Raw genomic sequence first — 14923 nt, 5'->3', positions numbered from 1 at the left:
CAGACCGGCCCGGTGACCCCGCCCCCACATCCTCACAGTGGCGTTCGGTGCATGCCACGCACCCAAAGTGGCATTGGGGCGCGAGTCGCGGCGGGGCGGCGTCAGTCCAGCATGGCCAGCCGGTTCACCAGAACCTCCAGAACTCCGGCTGGCCAGGGGAACTTCGGGGAAGCTGGGCGTAGTTCGGCTAGGCCGTGCAGTCCGACCCAGAGGGCGGTCGCGTCCGAGAAGGCGGAGGTGCTGCGCGACAGGCCCGCGTCCGCGCAGTCCTGTACCGCTTGCACCAGCAGGCCGAACACGTCCTGTCCGATCGGCTCCGCCACCGGGGCCATCTCCGCGGTCCGCGAGGCGTTCAGGATGCGGTAGCGCTCCAGGGCGAAGCCGAGGTACGTCGTGCATATCGCGCGCAGCCGCTCGTCCGGCCGGTCTGACTTGGCCAGTTCGGTCTCGATCCGGTCCTTCAGCTCGGCAAACGCTTCCTGCACCACCGCCAGCAGGATCTGGTCGCGGTCGGCGAAGTGCCGATAGATCGACGGGGCCGCGATGCCGATCCGGCGGGCGACCGCGCGCAGGGTGACCGAGTCCTCGCCGCCGCCTTCGGCGAGGATTTCGGTCGCCGCTCGCACGATCTCCTCCCGCAGCCGGGCACCTTCGCCGCGGCGGTTTCGGGAGCGTCCTTCCGCTGCGTTCACCAGCGTTAGGCTATCGGGCTATTCGCGAAGGCCGATGGCGTCGATGGGCTTGGCGCGCAGAGTGACCCGAGTGGACAGTCCCAGCGAAACCAGGCTCAGCAGGAACGCGCCGGCGATGATTCCGCCGAAGACCGCAGGCGTTCCGGACGGCAGCGGGGTGCCGCGCAGTCCGAGATTCAGCAGTACCAACGGAATTGCCGCCACCACGGTGCCGAGCAGGGCCGCGATCCCGGCGGTCGTCAGTGCTTCCAGCCGCATCATCCGGACGACCTGGCCTCGCGTGGTGCCGATCAGCCGTAGCAGGGCGAATTCCCGCGATCGTTGCGCTGTGCTCATCACCAGTGTGTTGGCTACCGAGATCACTACGTAGCCGAGGATTACCCCTACTGCGACCAGGTTTAGGTAGAACTGCTGTTGCCCTGCGGCATTGTTGGCGGCGGTCACGGTGGAGCCGGGTGCCACGGTGAGACCCGGGTAGCGGATGCTGAGGTCGCGCAGGGCAGCGGTGACCGCGGCTGGGTCCGCGTTCGGGTCTTGGCGCACCAGAACGGAATTGTCCATCCGGTCGCCGGTGTGCGAGCGGGCGAGATCGGCGGGCAGTACGTATTCGCCGAACGCCTGGTTGTGCGTGTAGACCGCGACCAGTTTCACCTTGGCCGGGCTGCCGTCGGCGAACCAGAAGTCGACCTCGTCGCCGATTTTCTTGTCGTACCAGTCGGCTTCGCCCTTGCTCATCGCGACGGTGTCGCCGCGCAGGTCGGCCAGGTTCCCGGACACCACGCCGAGATCGAGGACGCCGCGCACCTGGTCGCCGTTCAGGCCCTGCGCCGGGTATTTCATGACCCGCAGCCGGCGTTCCTCCGGGACGGTGGTGACCACGTCGGTGCGGATCACCGACGTTGCCGCCGCGACGCCGGTGATCCGCCGCGCGGCGGCGGCGACTTCCGGGGACAGCGCGCCGGTGGTGCTCGTCAGCACGTGGTCCGCGGTGGTCGAGCGGACCGCCTGTTCCTGCCTCGCGGCGGCGGCGGACGTCTGGCTGTAGAACATCGAGATCGCGAACGCGACCGCCAGCATCACCGGAGTCACCGCGGACGCGAGCCGCCGGGCGTTGGCCTGGGTGTTCGCCGCGGCGAGGTAGCCGCTGATCCGGGAGACCCCGGTGTACACCGGGGCGATGATCCGGGTCGTGAAGGCGACCACCTTCGGCCCGAGCACCGACAGTCCGATCACGACCACCAGCGCGGACATCGACGAAGCGGCGAGGGCACCGTCGCCGGTCACGTACATCGGGACTGTCGCGCCGCCGAATCCGAGCACCACCAGCAGCCAGCCGATGAGCACGCGGGTCCGGCCGAGTTCGCGACGTTCGACCGCAGCTTCGCCGAGCGCTTCGATCGGGCGGATCGACGCCGGGCGGCGCGCCGCCGACCACGCGGCCACTCGTGCCGCGCCCAAGCCGAGCAGGAACGCGACGACGAGCGGAAGCGGGCCGATCGCGAGGTCGAAGTCCGGCGGGATGACGCCGATCCCGGCGAACGCGTTGCGCAGTCCGTAGCCGACGGCCACGCCAAGGCCCGCGCCGAGCACTCCCGCGGTGACCGCGACCAGCATGGTCTCGGCGCTGATCAGCTTGCGGATTTGCTTCGGGGTGGCCGCGATCGCCCGCAGCAGCGCGAATTCCCGGCGCCGTTGGTTGATCACCAGGGCAAGCGTGCTCGACACGACGAAGATGGCGACCAGGATCGCGAATCCGCCGAAGGAGCCCGCGAGGGCGAGCAGCAGCATCCGGGTCTGGCTGACGTCAAGGAATTCGACGGTGCTGCGCCCGACGCCGGTCGTGACCGTGACCCGTTCTCCGCTGACTGCCGCGCTGATGCGGTCTTCCAGGTCGTCGGCGGACACTCCAGGATCGGCCAGCACGCCGATCGCGTGCACCTGACCGGGTTTGCCGGACAGGTCAGCGGCTCGTTCGGCGGAGAAGAACACCGCTGATTGCCGCTCCAGACCGTTGCCGGTTTTGGGCGCGGCGATGCCGGTGACGCGGAAGTCCATCGGCGTGGAGCGGGTCGAGATCCGTACCGTGCTGCCGACCGTGACCCCGCTGCGAGCCGCCAGCTCCGCGTCGAGAACGACCTCGTTCGCGGCGGCGGGAGCGTGGCCTTCGCGCAGCGAGAACGGGGCCAGCGCGGCCGCGTCCCAGTTGTGTCCACGCGATTGCGTGCCGTTCGGGCCGGTGAGCACCTGGCCGTCGGACGTCACGACGTTCGCCGGGAAGCTTTGCTCTGGAACCGCGCGCCGCACTCCCGGCACTTCGGCGATCCGGCTGACCAGCGTCTCCGGCACCGTCGTCTGTTCGGTGACCTGCTCGGACTCGCCGAAGTCCGCGCCAGGCGGTTTCGTGGTCTGCACGCCGCCGACGACCACCGGCGCTTCGGCGTAGCGCTGGGTCGGAACTCCGGCGCGCAGCCCGGATTCCATGAGAATGCCGCAGCCCGCGACGAGCGCGGTGCCGCAGAGGATCGCGATGAACGCGCCGACGAACCCGCTCAGCCGGGCTTTCGTCGTCTGCCAAGCCAACGACCACATGGCGGTCACCACTCCCCGAGGTGGGTCATCCGCTCCGCGACCCGTTCCGGGGTCGGCTGCGCGAGGTGGCCGGCGAGCTTGCCGTCGGCGAGGAACAGCACGCCGTGCGCGGCGGACGCGGCGACCGGGTCGTGCGTGACCATCAACACGGTCTGGCCCATCTGATCGACCACGGCGCGCAGCAGGTCGAGCACCTGGCGTGCGGTGCGGGTGTCGAGCGCGCCGGTCGGTTCGTCGGCGAGCACGACCTCGGGCCGGGTGATCAGCGCGCGGGCGATCGCGACGCGCTGCTGCTGACCGCCGGACAGTTCCGCTGGACGGTGCTCCAGCCGCTTCGCGATGCCGACGCCGTCGACGATCTCGCGCAGCCAGGCGGGGTCTGGTTTCTGGCCGGCCAGCCGCATCGGCAGTGTGATGTTCTGCAGCACGTTCAGCGACGGCAGCAGGTTGTAGGCCTGGAAAATGAACCCGATCCTGGTCCGGCGCAATTCGGTGAGCGATTTCTCGCGCAGCCGGCTGAGTTCGGTGTCCCCGAGCAGGACGCGGCCCGAACTCGGCCGGTCCAATCCGGCCGCGCAGTGCAGGAAGGTGCTCTTGCCGGATCCGGACGGTCCCATGACCGCGGTGAAGGAGCCCCGCCGGATCTCGGCCGACACGCCGTCCAGCGCGATGACCGCGCCGTCGCCGGAGCCGTAGATCTTGCGTACCGCTTCCAGCTTCAAGGCGTTCGCGCCGCCTGTGTTCATCTTCGTGTCGCTCCTCGGACCGGCAGGGTTCTCTGTCGGTACTGAAGCTATGGCGGCGCGCGGGCGGAAACGATCCCGGGAACGGGAGTCTCGGGGGTAGCGCAGGCACCACCATGCCGGCGCGCGAAGTGCTGATGGGAAACTGTGCGGGTGAAAAACCGGCTGCGTTCGTGGTGGTCCGGCCTCCGCTATCTGCTGGTCGGAGCCGCGACGTCATTCCTCGCGATGCTGCTCTTTTTCGCGATGGGCATCGTGCTCGTCACCTGCTTGATCGGTGTCGGGATCCCGGCGCTTCCGGTCGCGCTGAAACTGATCCGCTACCCGCTGCGCTTCGAACGCCGCCGCGCCGCCCGCAGGCTCGGCGAGCCGATCGCGGAGCCGTACGCCGACGTCTCTCCGATCCGCGATCCGGCGAGCCTGCGAGACCTCGCGTGGCTGGCATTGCACGCCGTGTTCGGCTTCATCGTCGGCGTGCTCGCGTTCAGCCTGCCGCTCGGCGGACTGCGCCAGATCCTCACCGGGATGTTCTGGTGGCTGGTGCCCGGCGGGATCCCCAGTTCTCTGGCGTTCGTGGTGGACTCGTGGCCGCTCGCCGCGCTCTGTGTGTTCAGCGGCCTCGTCATGATCGCGCTCACGTTCTGGGCCGCGCCGCTGGCCCGCTGGCAAGCCCTTGCGACGCGGGCACTTCTCGGCCCGCGACCGGGCACTGGGCTCACCGACCGGGTCGTCGAACTGACCGCGACCCGTGCCGCCGCGCTGGAGGCGCACGGTGCCGAACTTCGCCGCCTCGAACGTGATCTGCACGACGGCACGCAGGCGCGGCTGTCCGCGGTGGTGCTGCAGATCGGGATCGCGGATCAGCTTTTCGAGCGGAATCCGGCCAAGGCACGGGAATTGCTCGGCAAGGCGCAGGACGCGGCGACCGAAGCACTCGCCGAATTGCGCACCGTCGTGCGAAGCATCCACCCGCCGCTGCTGACCGACCGCGGCCTCGACGGCGCGATCACCGCGCTCGCCGACCGATGCGCGGTTCCGTGCACTGTGGACGTTCGCAGCAGCGCGCGCCGGCCAGCCGCGGTCGAGGCGGCGGTGTACTTCATCGTCGCCGAAACGCTGGCGAACGTGACCAAGCATTCCCGCGCCGAGCAGGCGTCGATTGTGCTCGACGGCACCGTCGACACCCTGCGGATCGAAATCCGCGACGACGGCCGCGGCGGCGCGGACGAATCCCAGGGCAGCGGACTGGCCGGGATCCGCAAACGCGCCGAGGCCTTCGACGGGACGGTGACGCTCACGAGCCCGCCCGGTGGACCGACTGTTCTGGAAGTGGAGTTGCCATGCGGGTCGTGATCGTCGAGGACGACGCCCTGCTGCGGGAGGGTCTCGTCCTGCTGCTGGACACCTCGGGCATCGAGGTCGCCGCGGCCTTCGACAACACCGACGAGTTCCTCGCGTTCGTCCGCGAGGACCGGCCGGACGCGGTGATCACCGACGTCCGGCTGCCCCCGACGCACACCGACGAGGGCCTGCGCGCGGCCGTCCAAGCTCGACAGCTGCACCCAGGGCTGCCGGTGCTGGTGCTGTCCGCGCACGTGGAAACCGGGTACGCGGCCGAACTGCTGGCGGACGGCAAGGGCGCGGTCGGCTACCTGCTCAAGGAACGCGTCGGCAAGGTCGCGAAGTTCCTCGACTCGCTGCAGCGGGTGGTCGAGGGCGGCACGGCGATGGACCCCGAGGTGGTGACCCAGCTGCTGGCGCACCGCCGCGACCCGATCGACGCCCTCACCGCACGCGAACGCGAGGTGCTCGGGTTGATGGCGGAGGGGTACAACAACGCCACGATCGCCGAACTGCTCGTGGTGAGCGACGGGACGGTGCTCAAGCACATCCGCAACATCTTCGCGAAGCTGGGGCTGCCGGAGGACAGCGGACATCGGCGGGTACTGGCAGTGCTGGCCTACCTGCGGTCGTGAGTGGCAATCCCGGTTAGAACCGGGATTGCCACTCACGAGGTAGCGCAGGCACCACCTCAAGTTGGGTGTCCACAGCATGGCCGCGCCCTGCCACGCTCCCTAGGGTTTTCGCCATGGAGACTTCCCGAAGCCGCACCCCCGCCGTAACCGCCTCGCTGTGGCTGTTTTTCCTCGCTGGCGCGGCTACCAACACGATTGGCCAGTTCACCGGACTGGACGAGACTTACCGGCTGGTCGCCGGTGGCGTGGCGGCGGTGTGCCTGGTGCTGTTGCTCGTGCGGTTCCTGGCCCGCCGCAAGGACTGATCAGTTCAGCCCGGCGATGAACTCGCTCAGCAGCCGGTTCGCCGGGCCGGGCTCGAACAGCCGCTCCAGCTCCGCGCGGGCGGCCTGACGGCGGAATTCTCCCGCGTACGAAGCGTCCCCGGCGTTGTGCACCAATTCGGTCCACCACATCGCGAAAGCCTGGTAATTCCACACGTGCCGCAGCGCGGTCGCCGAATAGCTGTCCAGCAGGCTTGAATCGTTTTCCTTCCGATAGCGGACTACCGCGTTCGCGAATAGCTCAGCGTCGTGCAGGGCAAGGTTCATTCCTTTCGCGCTCATCGGCGGGATGATGTGCGCGGCGTCGCCAAGCAGGTACAGGCGGCCGTGGTTCATCTTGCTATGTACGACGCTTCGCAGCGGGACCAACTGGGTGCTGGCGATCGGGCCCCGCGTGGCGGGTTCGCCGAAGCGGGCTTCGATCTCATCCCAGATGCGCTCGTCGGTCCATTCTTCCAGGGTGCTGTCGAGCGGGCATTGCAGATAGAACCGGCTCGCCTGCGGGCCACGCGCGAATTGCCCGGCGAATCCGCGGTGGTTAAGCGCCATCATGGACTGGTGGTTGGCGGGCACTTCCGCCAATACGGTCAGCCAGGCGTAGCCGTATTCGTGCGTGTGGCGCGTGAGATCGGGAATGGCGGCTCGGCTGACGCCCCGGTCGCCGTCGCATCCGGCGATGAACTCACAGCTGATTGTCCTGGCTGCGCCGGTGTAGCGGACGAGCGGGCGGTCGAGGTTCTCGATCGATACTTCCGCAGAGAAGCGGAGATCTCCGCCGTCGGCGAGGAAAACCTCGATCAGGTTGCGGACCAGGACCTGCTGCGGGCAGAACCGGCCGTCGCCCTGGTCGCCCGCGTCCAGGGCGAGCGGGCGGGTTTCGCCGTCGATCCGGAAGTTCAGCACCGGCTGGGTCGGGACGCCGCCGACTACCCGGTCTTCGAGGCCGTGCGCTCGGAACATCCGGGCGGCGCGGGTGTCGATGACTCCGGCACGCTGCCGCTGTTCGACGTACTCGCGGCTGCGCTTCTCCACCACGACGCAGTCGATTCCGCTGTGCAGCAGGAAAATTCCCAGGGTGAGCCCGGCGACCCCGGCGCCTACGATCACGACGGTGGTGTTCTCGTCCACTTCGGACAGTGTTGCGGTCATGTCTCCAGGTTCGCCCGTCGCGGCGGCCAGTGGTACCAGCGGCCCGACTGGCTATTCCGGAAACCCGCCAACCTCACCGGTCGCCGCGGCGCAGCTCCTGCTGATAGCGGCCGGGGGTCTGGCCGACCACGGCGGTGAACGCCTCGATGAAGCTCGTCGGGTTGGCCCAGCCCAGCCGCGCCGCGGTGTCGATGACCGCGTCGCCCTCGGCGAGCCGGATGAGCGCGTGCTGGACCCGCAGCAGGCTCCGCCACTGATGAAAGCTCATCCCCAGCTCGGTCTGGAACAGCCGGCTCAAGGTCCGCTCGCCCGCGCCGACGGTCCGGCCGAACTCGGCCAGGGTCAACGACGCCGCGGGGTCGGCGTGGAGGAGATCGGTGACCGCGCGCAGGCGGTCGTCGGACGCGGCCGGGAGGTACATCGCCTCGTCCCGGCCGACGACCAGCTCGTCCACGACCACGCCACGGAGCCGCTCCCGCGCCTCGGGCCGGAGCGTCCGGCCGCTGGTGAGCACCAGCAACGCCTCCCGCAGCAGCGGCGACACGGCGAACACGGTCGGCTGGTCCGGCAGCGACGCGGACAGTTCGCCGGAGAACTCGAGCACCCGGACCTCGGTCTGCCCGTACGCGCGGTGATAGTGCTCGAAACCCGGCGGCGTCCAGGCGACCCGGTTCGCCGGGGCGACCCAGGTGCCGCGCTCGGTGGTGGTGGCGAGGACGCCCGCCGACGGGTACAGCAACTGGCCCTGGACGTGCCGGTGCGGCGCGATGCCGTCGCCGTGCGCGAGCTGGCCGCGCTTCTCCACGATCTGCGAGACCAGAGCGGGCCTCGGGCGGATTTCCGGCACGGTCCGAGTTTACTCGGAGTGACCAGCGGAGGGGCTGGGCTGCAGCGGCCCACCCGGCACGTAACCGTTGCTATGAAGCCATTAGGCCGTGACTGTGGTCGGATTGGTAACGACCTGCACAGCCAAGCGGCGCGATGGGTACGGTTTCAGGTGCGTCCGCCCAGGCCGAAGGAGTCAGGGCAGGCTCTTGCTGGGCTGAGCACGGGGTGACGGGAGCGGGGTCGTCGTCTGTGAGGGCCTCCCTGAGGGAATCTGATTCTCTCAGGGAGGCCCTCACAGACCTGCACACACTCGGCAAGCGTGCGGCCGCACAGCTTGCGTTCCTGGCATCAAGCCTCAGGACACCTTCGGCGTCGCCCGTGCACCGAAGTGCATGTACGGCTCCCCCGTCGGCAGCGTGTAGAACAGCACCGGCGTCCAGAACTGCCCGCCCGGCATCCGGAGCACGAACAGCGTGTCCGAGACCGCCTCCAGGTCGTACTCCTGGGTCTTGTCCGGCATCAGCTCCGCCAGCGGTCCGGTAACCGTGTACAACACGCGCAACCCACCCTCGCGCTCGACCACCTCGACATGCGCGCCAGCCCGTTCGTACACGCCAAGGTGGCGGCTCCCGTCCACCTTCACCGGAGTGGCCGGGGGTTCGAGCGGACGCGGCATGGCGACGTCGGCGAGTTCGGCGAAGACCTCCCGGTACAGCTCGGTGTACAGGTCCCGCGCGTGGCCGCCGTTCGTCAGCAGTGTGACGGCGAGACCGGCGTCCGGCAGCAGGCGCAGGAACGCCGACTGGCCGATCGTGTTGCCGTCGTGGCCGATGACGCGGCGGCCGTTCCAGTCGTCGCGGATCCAGCCGAGGCCCCACGAATCGCCGAGGGTGTGCGTGTCCGGGAGGTCGGCCTGCTTCTCCGCCATCGCCGCGGCCGATTCCGCCGACAGGATCCGCTCGCCGTCGCTGGTCAGGCCGCCGGCGAGGTGCAGGCGGGCGAAGGCGAGGACGTCCTTTGCCCGCGCGGTGATCAGGCCGGCCGGTCCGGCCGAGCGCGGCAGCTGCCAGGCGGGAGCCGGGGCCGGGTCCTCGCCGTCCGGCGCGACGTGTCCGACAGCCGCGCGGAACAGCAGCGCCTCTTCCGGCAGCGTGACGGTGTGGGTGAGGCCGAGCGGGGTGTACAGCTTCTCCCGCATCGCGACGTCCCAGGTCTTCCCGGTGAGCTTCTCGATCACCCGGCCGATGAGGACGAAACCCGAGTTGCAGTAGGAGAAAGTCGCGCCGAGAGGATGGTTCTGCGCGGCGTCCTCCAGCTGGTCGACGAACTTCTCGACACAGTCGTCGCCGCGGCCGGTGTCGGTGAAGATGTCGCCGTCGATACCGCTGGTGTGAGTCAGCAGGTGGCGCATGGTGACGCGCTTGGTGACGTCCGGATCGGACAGTCGCAGTTCGGGCAGCACGTCGATGATCGGCGCGTCGAGGTCGAGCAGGCCCTCGTCGACGAGCTGCATCACCACGGTCGACGTCCAGACCTTGGAGATCGAGCCGATCTGGAACAGCGAGTCCTCGGTGACCTCGACCTTGGTCGCCTTGCTCAGCACGCCGTGGGTCGCGAACACCTCCTCGCCGGTCTCCACGCGCAGGATCCCCAGCGACGCACCGGGAACGTCGTGTTTGCGCGCCAGTTCCGCCAGCCGTCGGCTCCAGTGCGCGGCGTCGATCGGCACTCGCGAACCCGCGTACTGCTCGATCCAGTCGACCACGCGCTGGTTGTAGTCGGCGCGGTGCGACGGCGGACCGTCCAAAACGAACAGATGCGCGCCGCCGGGGTACAGCACGAGCCGGGACGGGACATCGCGCTCGCGCAGCGCGGTGAACCACTGCTCAGCCTGTCCGACCGGGCACCGGACGTCTTCGCCGCCTTGCAGAATCAGCGTTGGCGTGCGGACGTTCTCGACCTGCGCGTGCGGCGAGGAGTTCTCGTACTTGCCCCACGAAAGCCCGGCGAATTCGTTGACCGCCATGAAATGCCCGCCGTCGGACGTGCCCGCGAGGCTGGTCAAGTCGCTGACGACGCCACCGGCCACGGCGGCGGCGAAACGGTCATCGCGGCTGGTCAGGTAGCAGGTCATGTAGCCGCCGTAGCTGTAGCCGGTGACGGCGAGACGGTCCGGGTCGGCGAGGCCTTCGGCGACCAGCTGGTCGATCGGTTCCAGGAAGTCCGGCGCGTCCGCGTGGCCCCAGGCTCCGATCGCCGCGGTGAAGAACGCTTCGCCGTAACCGTCGCTGGCTCGCGGGTTGATCAGCAGCACTGCCCAGCCGCGCGCGGCGAGCGTCTGGTGGTACAGGTGGATCGAGTCCGCCGCGCCATTCCAGGAGTTGTGCGGGCCACCGTGGATGTCGATCAGCAGCGGCTGCGGGCCGGTGCGTTCAGTGTCGCGGATCAGCCAGCCCTGGACGACAGTGCCGTCGCTGATGGTGAATTCCCGCGACTCGCGAGCGAACAAGTCCACTTCGGACTCACTGTGCTTCGTACGCACGTCGACCGAACCCGTGGCGCGGTCGAGGACGGCGATCTCACCGAAGGATTCGGCGGTAGCCAACACAATCGCCGCGCGATCGCCGACCAAGTCCACTCCGGACACGACGTTGTCGTCGCCAGTCAGCACCGCACGAGGTTCGCCACCGACAATGTCCACTTCGTACAGATGAGTGCAGCCGCGGTCGCGGATCGCGAACAACACCGCGTCGCCCGTCGCGGTCACCTGCGGCAGCGCGCCCGGGTAACCGGGGCCGCCGGACATCACGTTGCGGTCGAGGCTGGCGGCCAGGTTGACCGTCTCGCCGCCGTCTAGCGGAACGCGCAGCAGACCGAGGTGCCCGGTGGTGGTGTCGGTGCGGCCGACCACGAGCAGCGCCTTGCCGTCTGCGGTCCAGCCGGCGGTGCCCGCCATGCCCTTGTCGGTGCCGACCCGCTGGGGTTCGGCGTTCCGCTCGGTGACGTCGAGGACGTAGGCGGCGGACCGGAAGGTGAGGTCGGCGTCGTCGTCCAGGGCCGCGGTGAGCGCCACGTGCGTGCCGTCGGGCGACCAGGCGGGCTGGCCCGCGTGCCAATCGCCGAAGGTGCGCTGCTGGACTTCGCCGGTGGCGACGTCGAGGACGTGCACGTGGCTGCGGAGAGTCTTCAGCAGGCCGGGGCCGTCGGACTTGTAGTCCAGCCGCTCGGCGACGATCGGCGTGTTCGCCGGCGGCGCTTCGACAATCGCGGCGAGATCGATCGCGGCGGAGAACGCGATCTTGCTGCCGTCCGGGCTCCACACCGGTGCGCCCGCGCCGAGCGGAAGCTTCGTGAGCTGCTCGGCCTCGCCGCCGTCCGCCGGGAGGACCCAGACCTGCGGCGGACCGTCCTGGGCGCGCAGGAACGCGAGCCGGGAGCCGTCCGGGGACCATTTCGGTGCCGCGTCGCCGTTTCCGCGGGTGAGCTGGCGAGCCTCGCCCGAGGAAGTGCCGACCGTCCAGAGCGCGTCGACGTTCCGGTCCGCCTCCCGGTCCGCGGTACGCAGCACGTAGACGATCCGGCTGCCGTCCGGGGAAAGCGCGGGCTGGCTTGGCGCGGCGAGGTCGTACAGGTCATCGATGCCGAGACGGCGGGTCATACGCTGGCTCCTCTGGGGATCGCGGGCTCGTGGCCCTCACTGAAATGGCAGGCTGCCGCGTGCTGCCGGGACGCGGAGTCCTCGGATGGATCGGCCCGGAGGCAGATCTCGCGGTCGCTCCGTACAAGCGGGCCGACCGGGCATCGCGGGTGATATCGGCAGCCGGCCGGCGGATGGTGCGGATCCGGCGGTTCCGCGTCCGCGGTCGCGCCGGGTTCGAGGTCGAACAGCGACTTGTGCGCCGACGGGGCGGCGTCGAGCAGGTCGCGGGTGTAGGGATGCTGCGGATCGGTGAGCACCTGCGCGGCCGGGCCCGCTTCGACGATCCGGCCCAGGTACATCACCGCGACGAAATCGCTGAGGTAGCGGACCACGGCGAGGTTGTGCGAGATGAACAGCATCGACAGGTCGAGCTTCCGCTGCACCGACCGCACGAGGTTGAGCACCGCGCCCTGCACCGAAACGTCGAGCGCGGAGGTGATCTCGTCGGCGATCAGCGCTTCGGGCTGGCCCGCGAGCGCCCGGGCGAGCGCCACGCGTTGCCGCTGCCCGCCGGACAGCTGGCCCGGCAGGTGCGCGGCCCGTTCCGGATCGAGATTCACCAGCTCCAGCAGCCGGGCGACCTCGGCGCGGCGTTCTGTCCCGCGCGGCATGGCCTCGGCGATCGAGTCTCCGATGGTCATCCGCGGGTTGAGCGAGGAATACGGATCCTGGAACACCATCTGCAGCGGACGCCGGCGCGGCAGCTTCCGCACGTCCACGCCGCCGAGCAGAACCCGGCCCGCACTCACCGGCGACAGTCCGACGGCCGCTTTGGCGAGCGTCGACTTGCCCGAGCCCGATTCGCCGACGAGGCCGACGACTTTGCCCGCCGGGACGGTCAGCGAGACGCCGTCCACGGCGGTGAGCCCGCGCCGTCCGCCGTACCGGACGCTGACCGAATCGAAGACCAATTCGCTCATTCCGCCCCCTCTCCTTCGCGGTCCGTGAGGGGAACCCTGAGGGACTCTGATTCCCTCAGGGTTCCCCTCACGGACTTTGACCAGAGACAGTGCGCGGCGGTCATTCCGCACCTCCCGACATGGCCACAGAGCCCACCACTTCTTCCGACAGTGCCTCATCCGGATGCCAGCACGCCACCCGATGTTCCGGCGCGAGCACGGTCAGCTCCGGGTCCTCCTCGCGACACTGATCGGTCGCCACCGGGCACCGGCTGGCGAACGCGCAGCCGGCCGGCAGCCGATCCGGTTCCGGTGGCCGGCCGGGGATTACCGCGAGCGGTGCGTCCGGATCGGTCTCCAGGTCGAGAGTCGTGGCCAGCAACGCGCGCGTGTACGGGTGCCGAGGCGGGCCGGCGACGGGCAGATCCTCCACGATCCGCCCGGCGTACATCACCAGAATCCGTTCGCACGTCTGGGAAACGACCGCGATGTCGTGGCTGATCAGGATGATCGCGGTGTCCCGTTCGGCGCGGGTCTGGGCCAGCAGCCGCAGCAGCTGCCGTTGCACGGTCACGTCCAGCGCGGTCGTCGGCTCGTCCGCGATGATCAGCCGCGGGTCGCCCATCAGGCCCATGCCGATCATCGCGCGCTGCCGCATGCCGCCGGAGAACTCGTGCGGGTACTGCTTCGCCCGCCGTTCCGCCGCCGGGATCCGGACCGCGCGCAGCCGGTCGACCGCTCGCTCGAACGCCTTCGCCCGCGAAAGTCCTTGGTGCTGCTCGGAAACCTCGGCGAGCTGACGGCCGATCCGCCGGGTCGGGTTGAACGACGTCATCGGGTCCTGGAACACCATCGCCAGCGACGTCCCGAGCAGGGCGCGCAATTCGCGTTCCGGCGTCGTCAGCACGGGAGTGCCGGCGAAGTCCAGCCGATCCGCGGTCACCGAGCCGGGCGATTCGATCAGCCGCGACACCGCGAGGCCGGTCAAGCTCTTGCCCGAACCGGATTCGCCGACGACTCCGATCGCCTCGCCCGCTCGCACGGTGAAGCTCACGCCGCGTACCGGCACCGTCCAGCCGGTCGGACGAGGGAAGGCGACTTCCAGATTCTCCACCACCAGAACGGCGTCTTCCGAAGCGGCAGAGTCCACTTTGGACTTCCGCCGCACCCGGGGAGCCAGCCGCGGCAACCGGGTCCGCACGCCGATCACTCCGGCGACCGTCTCGCCGAACAGGTTGAACGCGAGCCCGGCGAGGACCACCGCGAGGCCGGGCGCGAGCGCCGCCGCCGGGTTGACGTAAATGCCGTTGAGCCCCTCGTTGAGCAGCCGTCCCCAGTCGTAATCCGGGGCCTGCACGCCGATCCCGAGGAACGACAGCCCGGAGAACGCCAGCAGCGAACCGCCGGCTCCGATGGTGGCGTTGACCGCGAGCGGTTCGCCGATGTTCGGCAGGATGTGCCGGAACAGCAACCGGATCCGGCCCACTCCGGCGACCCGCGCGGCGGCCACGAAGTCCCGCCCGGCCACCGAGGCCGCCAACGTCTGGGTCAGCCGCGCGAACTGCGGAGCCAGCGCGAACCCGATCGCCATCACCGCGCCTTGGGTGCCCACCCCGAAAATCACCGCGAAGAACAGCACCAGCAGCAGTCCGGGGAACGCGACCGCGATGTTGATCGCCGCCGTCAGCAGTCGTCCGAGCGGACGCGGCAGCACCGCGGGCAGCATGCCGAGCACGAGACCGGTCGCGACGCCGAGTGCGGCCGCGATCAGCGCCAGCAGCACCGAAAGCCGGGTCGCCACCAGCGCGCGGTAGAAAATGTCGCGGCCCAGTTCGTCAGTGCCGACCCAATGATCGGCCGACGGACCCTGGCTGATCGCGTTCGTGTCGACCGTCGAAGCCGCGTCGTGCCACAGGATCGGGCCCAGCACCGCGAGCGCGAGCACCAGCACGAGCAGGGCGGCGGAGAACGCGCCGAGCGGGGTGCGCACGGCGGCCAGCCACTGTTGTCCCCGTTTCGCCATC

At 69.6% G+C, this 14923-nt stretch carries 11 protein-coding genes; 3 read left to right on the top strand and 8 right to left on the bottom strand.

Annotated elements, in window-relative coordinates; all coding sequences use genetic code 11:
- Nucleotides 1–101: 101 nt before the first annotated feature.
- The 3 genes from ACFSVL_RS03585 to ACFSVL_RS03575 are packed head-to-tail and all read right to left on the bottom strand — an operon-like array spanning nt 102 to nt 4027.
- Nucleotides 102–692, bottom strand: coding sequence for a TetR/AcrR family transcriptional regulator (locus ACFSVL_RS03585; RefSeq protein WP_378300368.1), 591 nt, complete (start codon nt 690–692; stop codon nt 102–104).
- An 18-nt stretch (nt 693–710) separates the two neighbouring features.
- A complete protein-coding gene (locus tag ACFSVL_RS03580; RefSeq protein WP_378300411.1) occupies nt 711–3281 on the bottom strand; it encodes an FtsX-like permease family protein in 2571 nt (856 codons plus the stop codon).
- A 5-nt stretch (nt 3282–3286) separates the two neighbouring features.
- On the bottom strand, nt 3287–4027 hold the full coding sequence (locus tag ACFSVL_RS03575; RefSeq protein WP_378300366.1) for an ABC transporter ATP-binding protein: 741 nt from the start codon (nt 4025–4027) through the stop codon (nt 3287–3289).
- A gap of 150 nt (nt 4028–4177) precedes the next feature.
- On the opposite strand from ACFSVL_RS03575, the gene ACFSVL_RS03570 reads away from it, so the two are divergent.
- From ACFSVL_RS03570 to ACFSVL_RS03560, 3 genes are all read left to right on the top strand, one after another.
- Nucleotides 4178–5377, top strand: coding sequence for a sensor histidine kinase (locus tag ACFSVL_RS03570; RefSeq protein WP_378300364.1), 1200 nt, complete (start codon nt 4178–4180; stop codon nt 5375–5377).
- Nucleotides 5365–6000, top strand: a complete 636-nt coding sequence (locus tag ACFSVL_RS03565; RefSeq protein ID WP_378300362.1) for a response regulator — start codon at nt 5365–5367, stop codon at nt 5998–6000. Before ACFSVL_RS03570 ends, ACFSVL_RS03565 begins: the two co-directional genes overlap by 13 nt.
- 113 nt (nt 6001–6113) lie before the next feature.
- On the top strand, nt 6114–6305 hold the full coding sequence (locus ACFSVL_RS03560; RefSeq protein ID WP_378300360.1) for a hypothetical protein: 192 nt from the start codon (nt 6114–6116) through the stop codon (nt 6303–6305).
- Here the strand turns inward: ACFSVL_RS03560 and ACFSVL_RS03555 are convergent, their stop codons facing one another.
- The 5 genes from ACFSVL_RS03555 to ACFSVL_RS03535 all read right to left on the bottom strand — a co-directional run bounded on the left by ACFSVL_RS03555 (nt 6306) and on the right by ACFSVL_RS03535 (nt 14922).
- Complete coding sequence (locus ACFSVL_RS03555) at nt 6306–7472, bottom strand: 4-hydroxybenzoate 3-monooxygenase (protein WP_378300358.1); 1167 nt, start codon at nt 7470–7472, stop codon at nt 6306–6308. It abuts the gene before it with no gap.
- A gap of 73 nt (nt 7473–7545) precedes the next feature.
- The gene (locus ACFSVL_RS03550; RefSeq protein WP_378300356.1) at nt 7546–8319 is read right to left on the bottom strand and encodes an AraC family transcriptional regulator; all 774 of its coding nucleotides are present in this window, start codon (nt 8317–8319) and stop codon (nt 7546–7548) included.
- Nucleotides 8320–8655: 336 nt separating this feature from the next.
- Nucleotides 8656–11958, bottom strand: a complete 3303-nt coding sequence (locus tag ACFSVL_RS03545; RefSeq protein WP_378300354.1) for a serine hydrolase — start codon at nt 11956–11958, stop codon at nt 8656–8658.
- On the bottom strand, nt 11955–12920 hold the full coding sequence (locus ACFSVL_RS03540; RefSeq protein WP_378300352.1) for an ABC transporter ATP-binding protein: 966 nt from the start codon (nt 12918–12920) through the stop codon (nt 11955–11957). The genes ACFSVL_RS03545 and ACFSVL_RS03540 overlap by 4 nt, the downstream gene beginning before the upstream one ends.
- 100 nt (nt 12921–13020) lie before the next feature.
- On the bottom strand, nt 13021–14922 hold the full coding sequence (locus ACFSVL_RS03535) for a dipeptide/oligopeptide/nickel ABC transporter permease/ATP-binding protein (RefSeq protein ID WP_378300350.1): 1902 nt from the start codon (nt 14920–14922) through the stop codon (nt 13021–13023).
- Nucleotide 14923: the final 1 nt, after the last annotated feature.

The sequence above is a fragment of the Amycolatopsis silviterrae genome (genome assembly GCF_042684085.1).
Taxonomy (GTDB): Bacteria; Actinomycetota; Actinomycetes; order Mycobacteriales; family Pseudonocardiaceae; genus Amycolatopsis; species Amycolatopsis silviterrae.
This window is presented reverse-complemented; position numbering and strand designations above follow the sequence as displayed.

Excerpts from the sequence above, each read along its gene's own strand:
- ACFSVL_RS03540 (WP_378300352.1), bottom strand. The coding sequence starts at position 12,920 with ATGAGCGAATTGGTCTTCGATTCGGTCAGCGTCCGGTACGGCGGACGG.
- ACFSVL_RS03555 (WP_378300358.1), bottom strand. The coding sequence starts at position 7,472 with ATGACCGCAACACTGTCCGAAGTGGACGAGAACACCACCGTCGTGATC.
- ACFSVL_RS03580 (WP_378300411.1), bottom strand. The coding sequence starts at position 3,281 with ATGTGGTCGTTGGCTTGGCAGACGACGAAAGCCCGGCTGAGCGGGTTC.
- ACFSVL_RS03575 (WP_378300366.1), bottom strand. The coding sequence starts at position 4,027 with ATGAACACAGGCGGCGCGAACGCCTTGAAGCTGGAAGCGGTACGCAAG.
- ACFSVL_RS03560 (WP_378300360.1), top strand. The coding sequence starts at position 6,114 with ATGGAGACTTCCCGAAGCCGCACCCCCGCCGTAACCGCCTCGCTGTGG.
- ACFSVL_RS03545 (WP_378300354.1), bottom strand. The coding sequence starts at position 11,958 with ATGACCCGCCGTCTCGGCATCGATGACCTGTACGACCTCGCCGCGCCA.
- ACFSVL_RS03535 (WP_378300350.1), bottom strand. The coding sequence starts at position 14,922 with ATGGCGAAACGGGGACAACAGTGGCTGGCCGCCGTGCGCACCCCGCTC.
- ACFSVL_RS03565 (WP_378300362.1), top strand. The coding sequence starts at position 5,365 with ATGCGGGTCGTGATCGTCGAGGACGACGCCCTGCTGCGGGAGGGTCTC.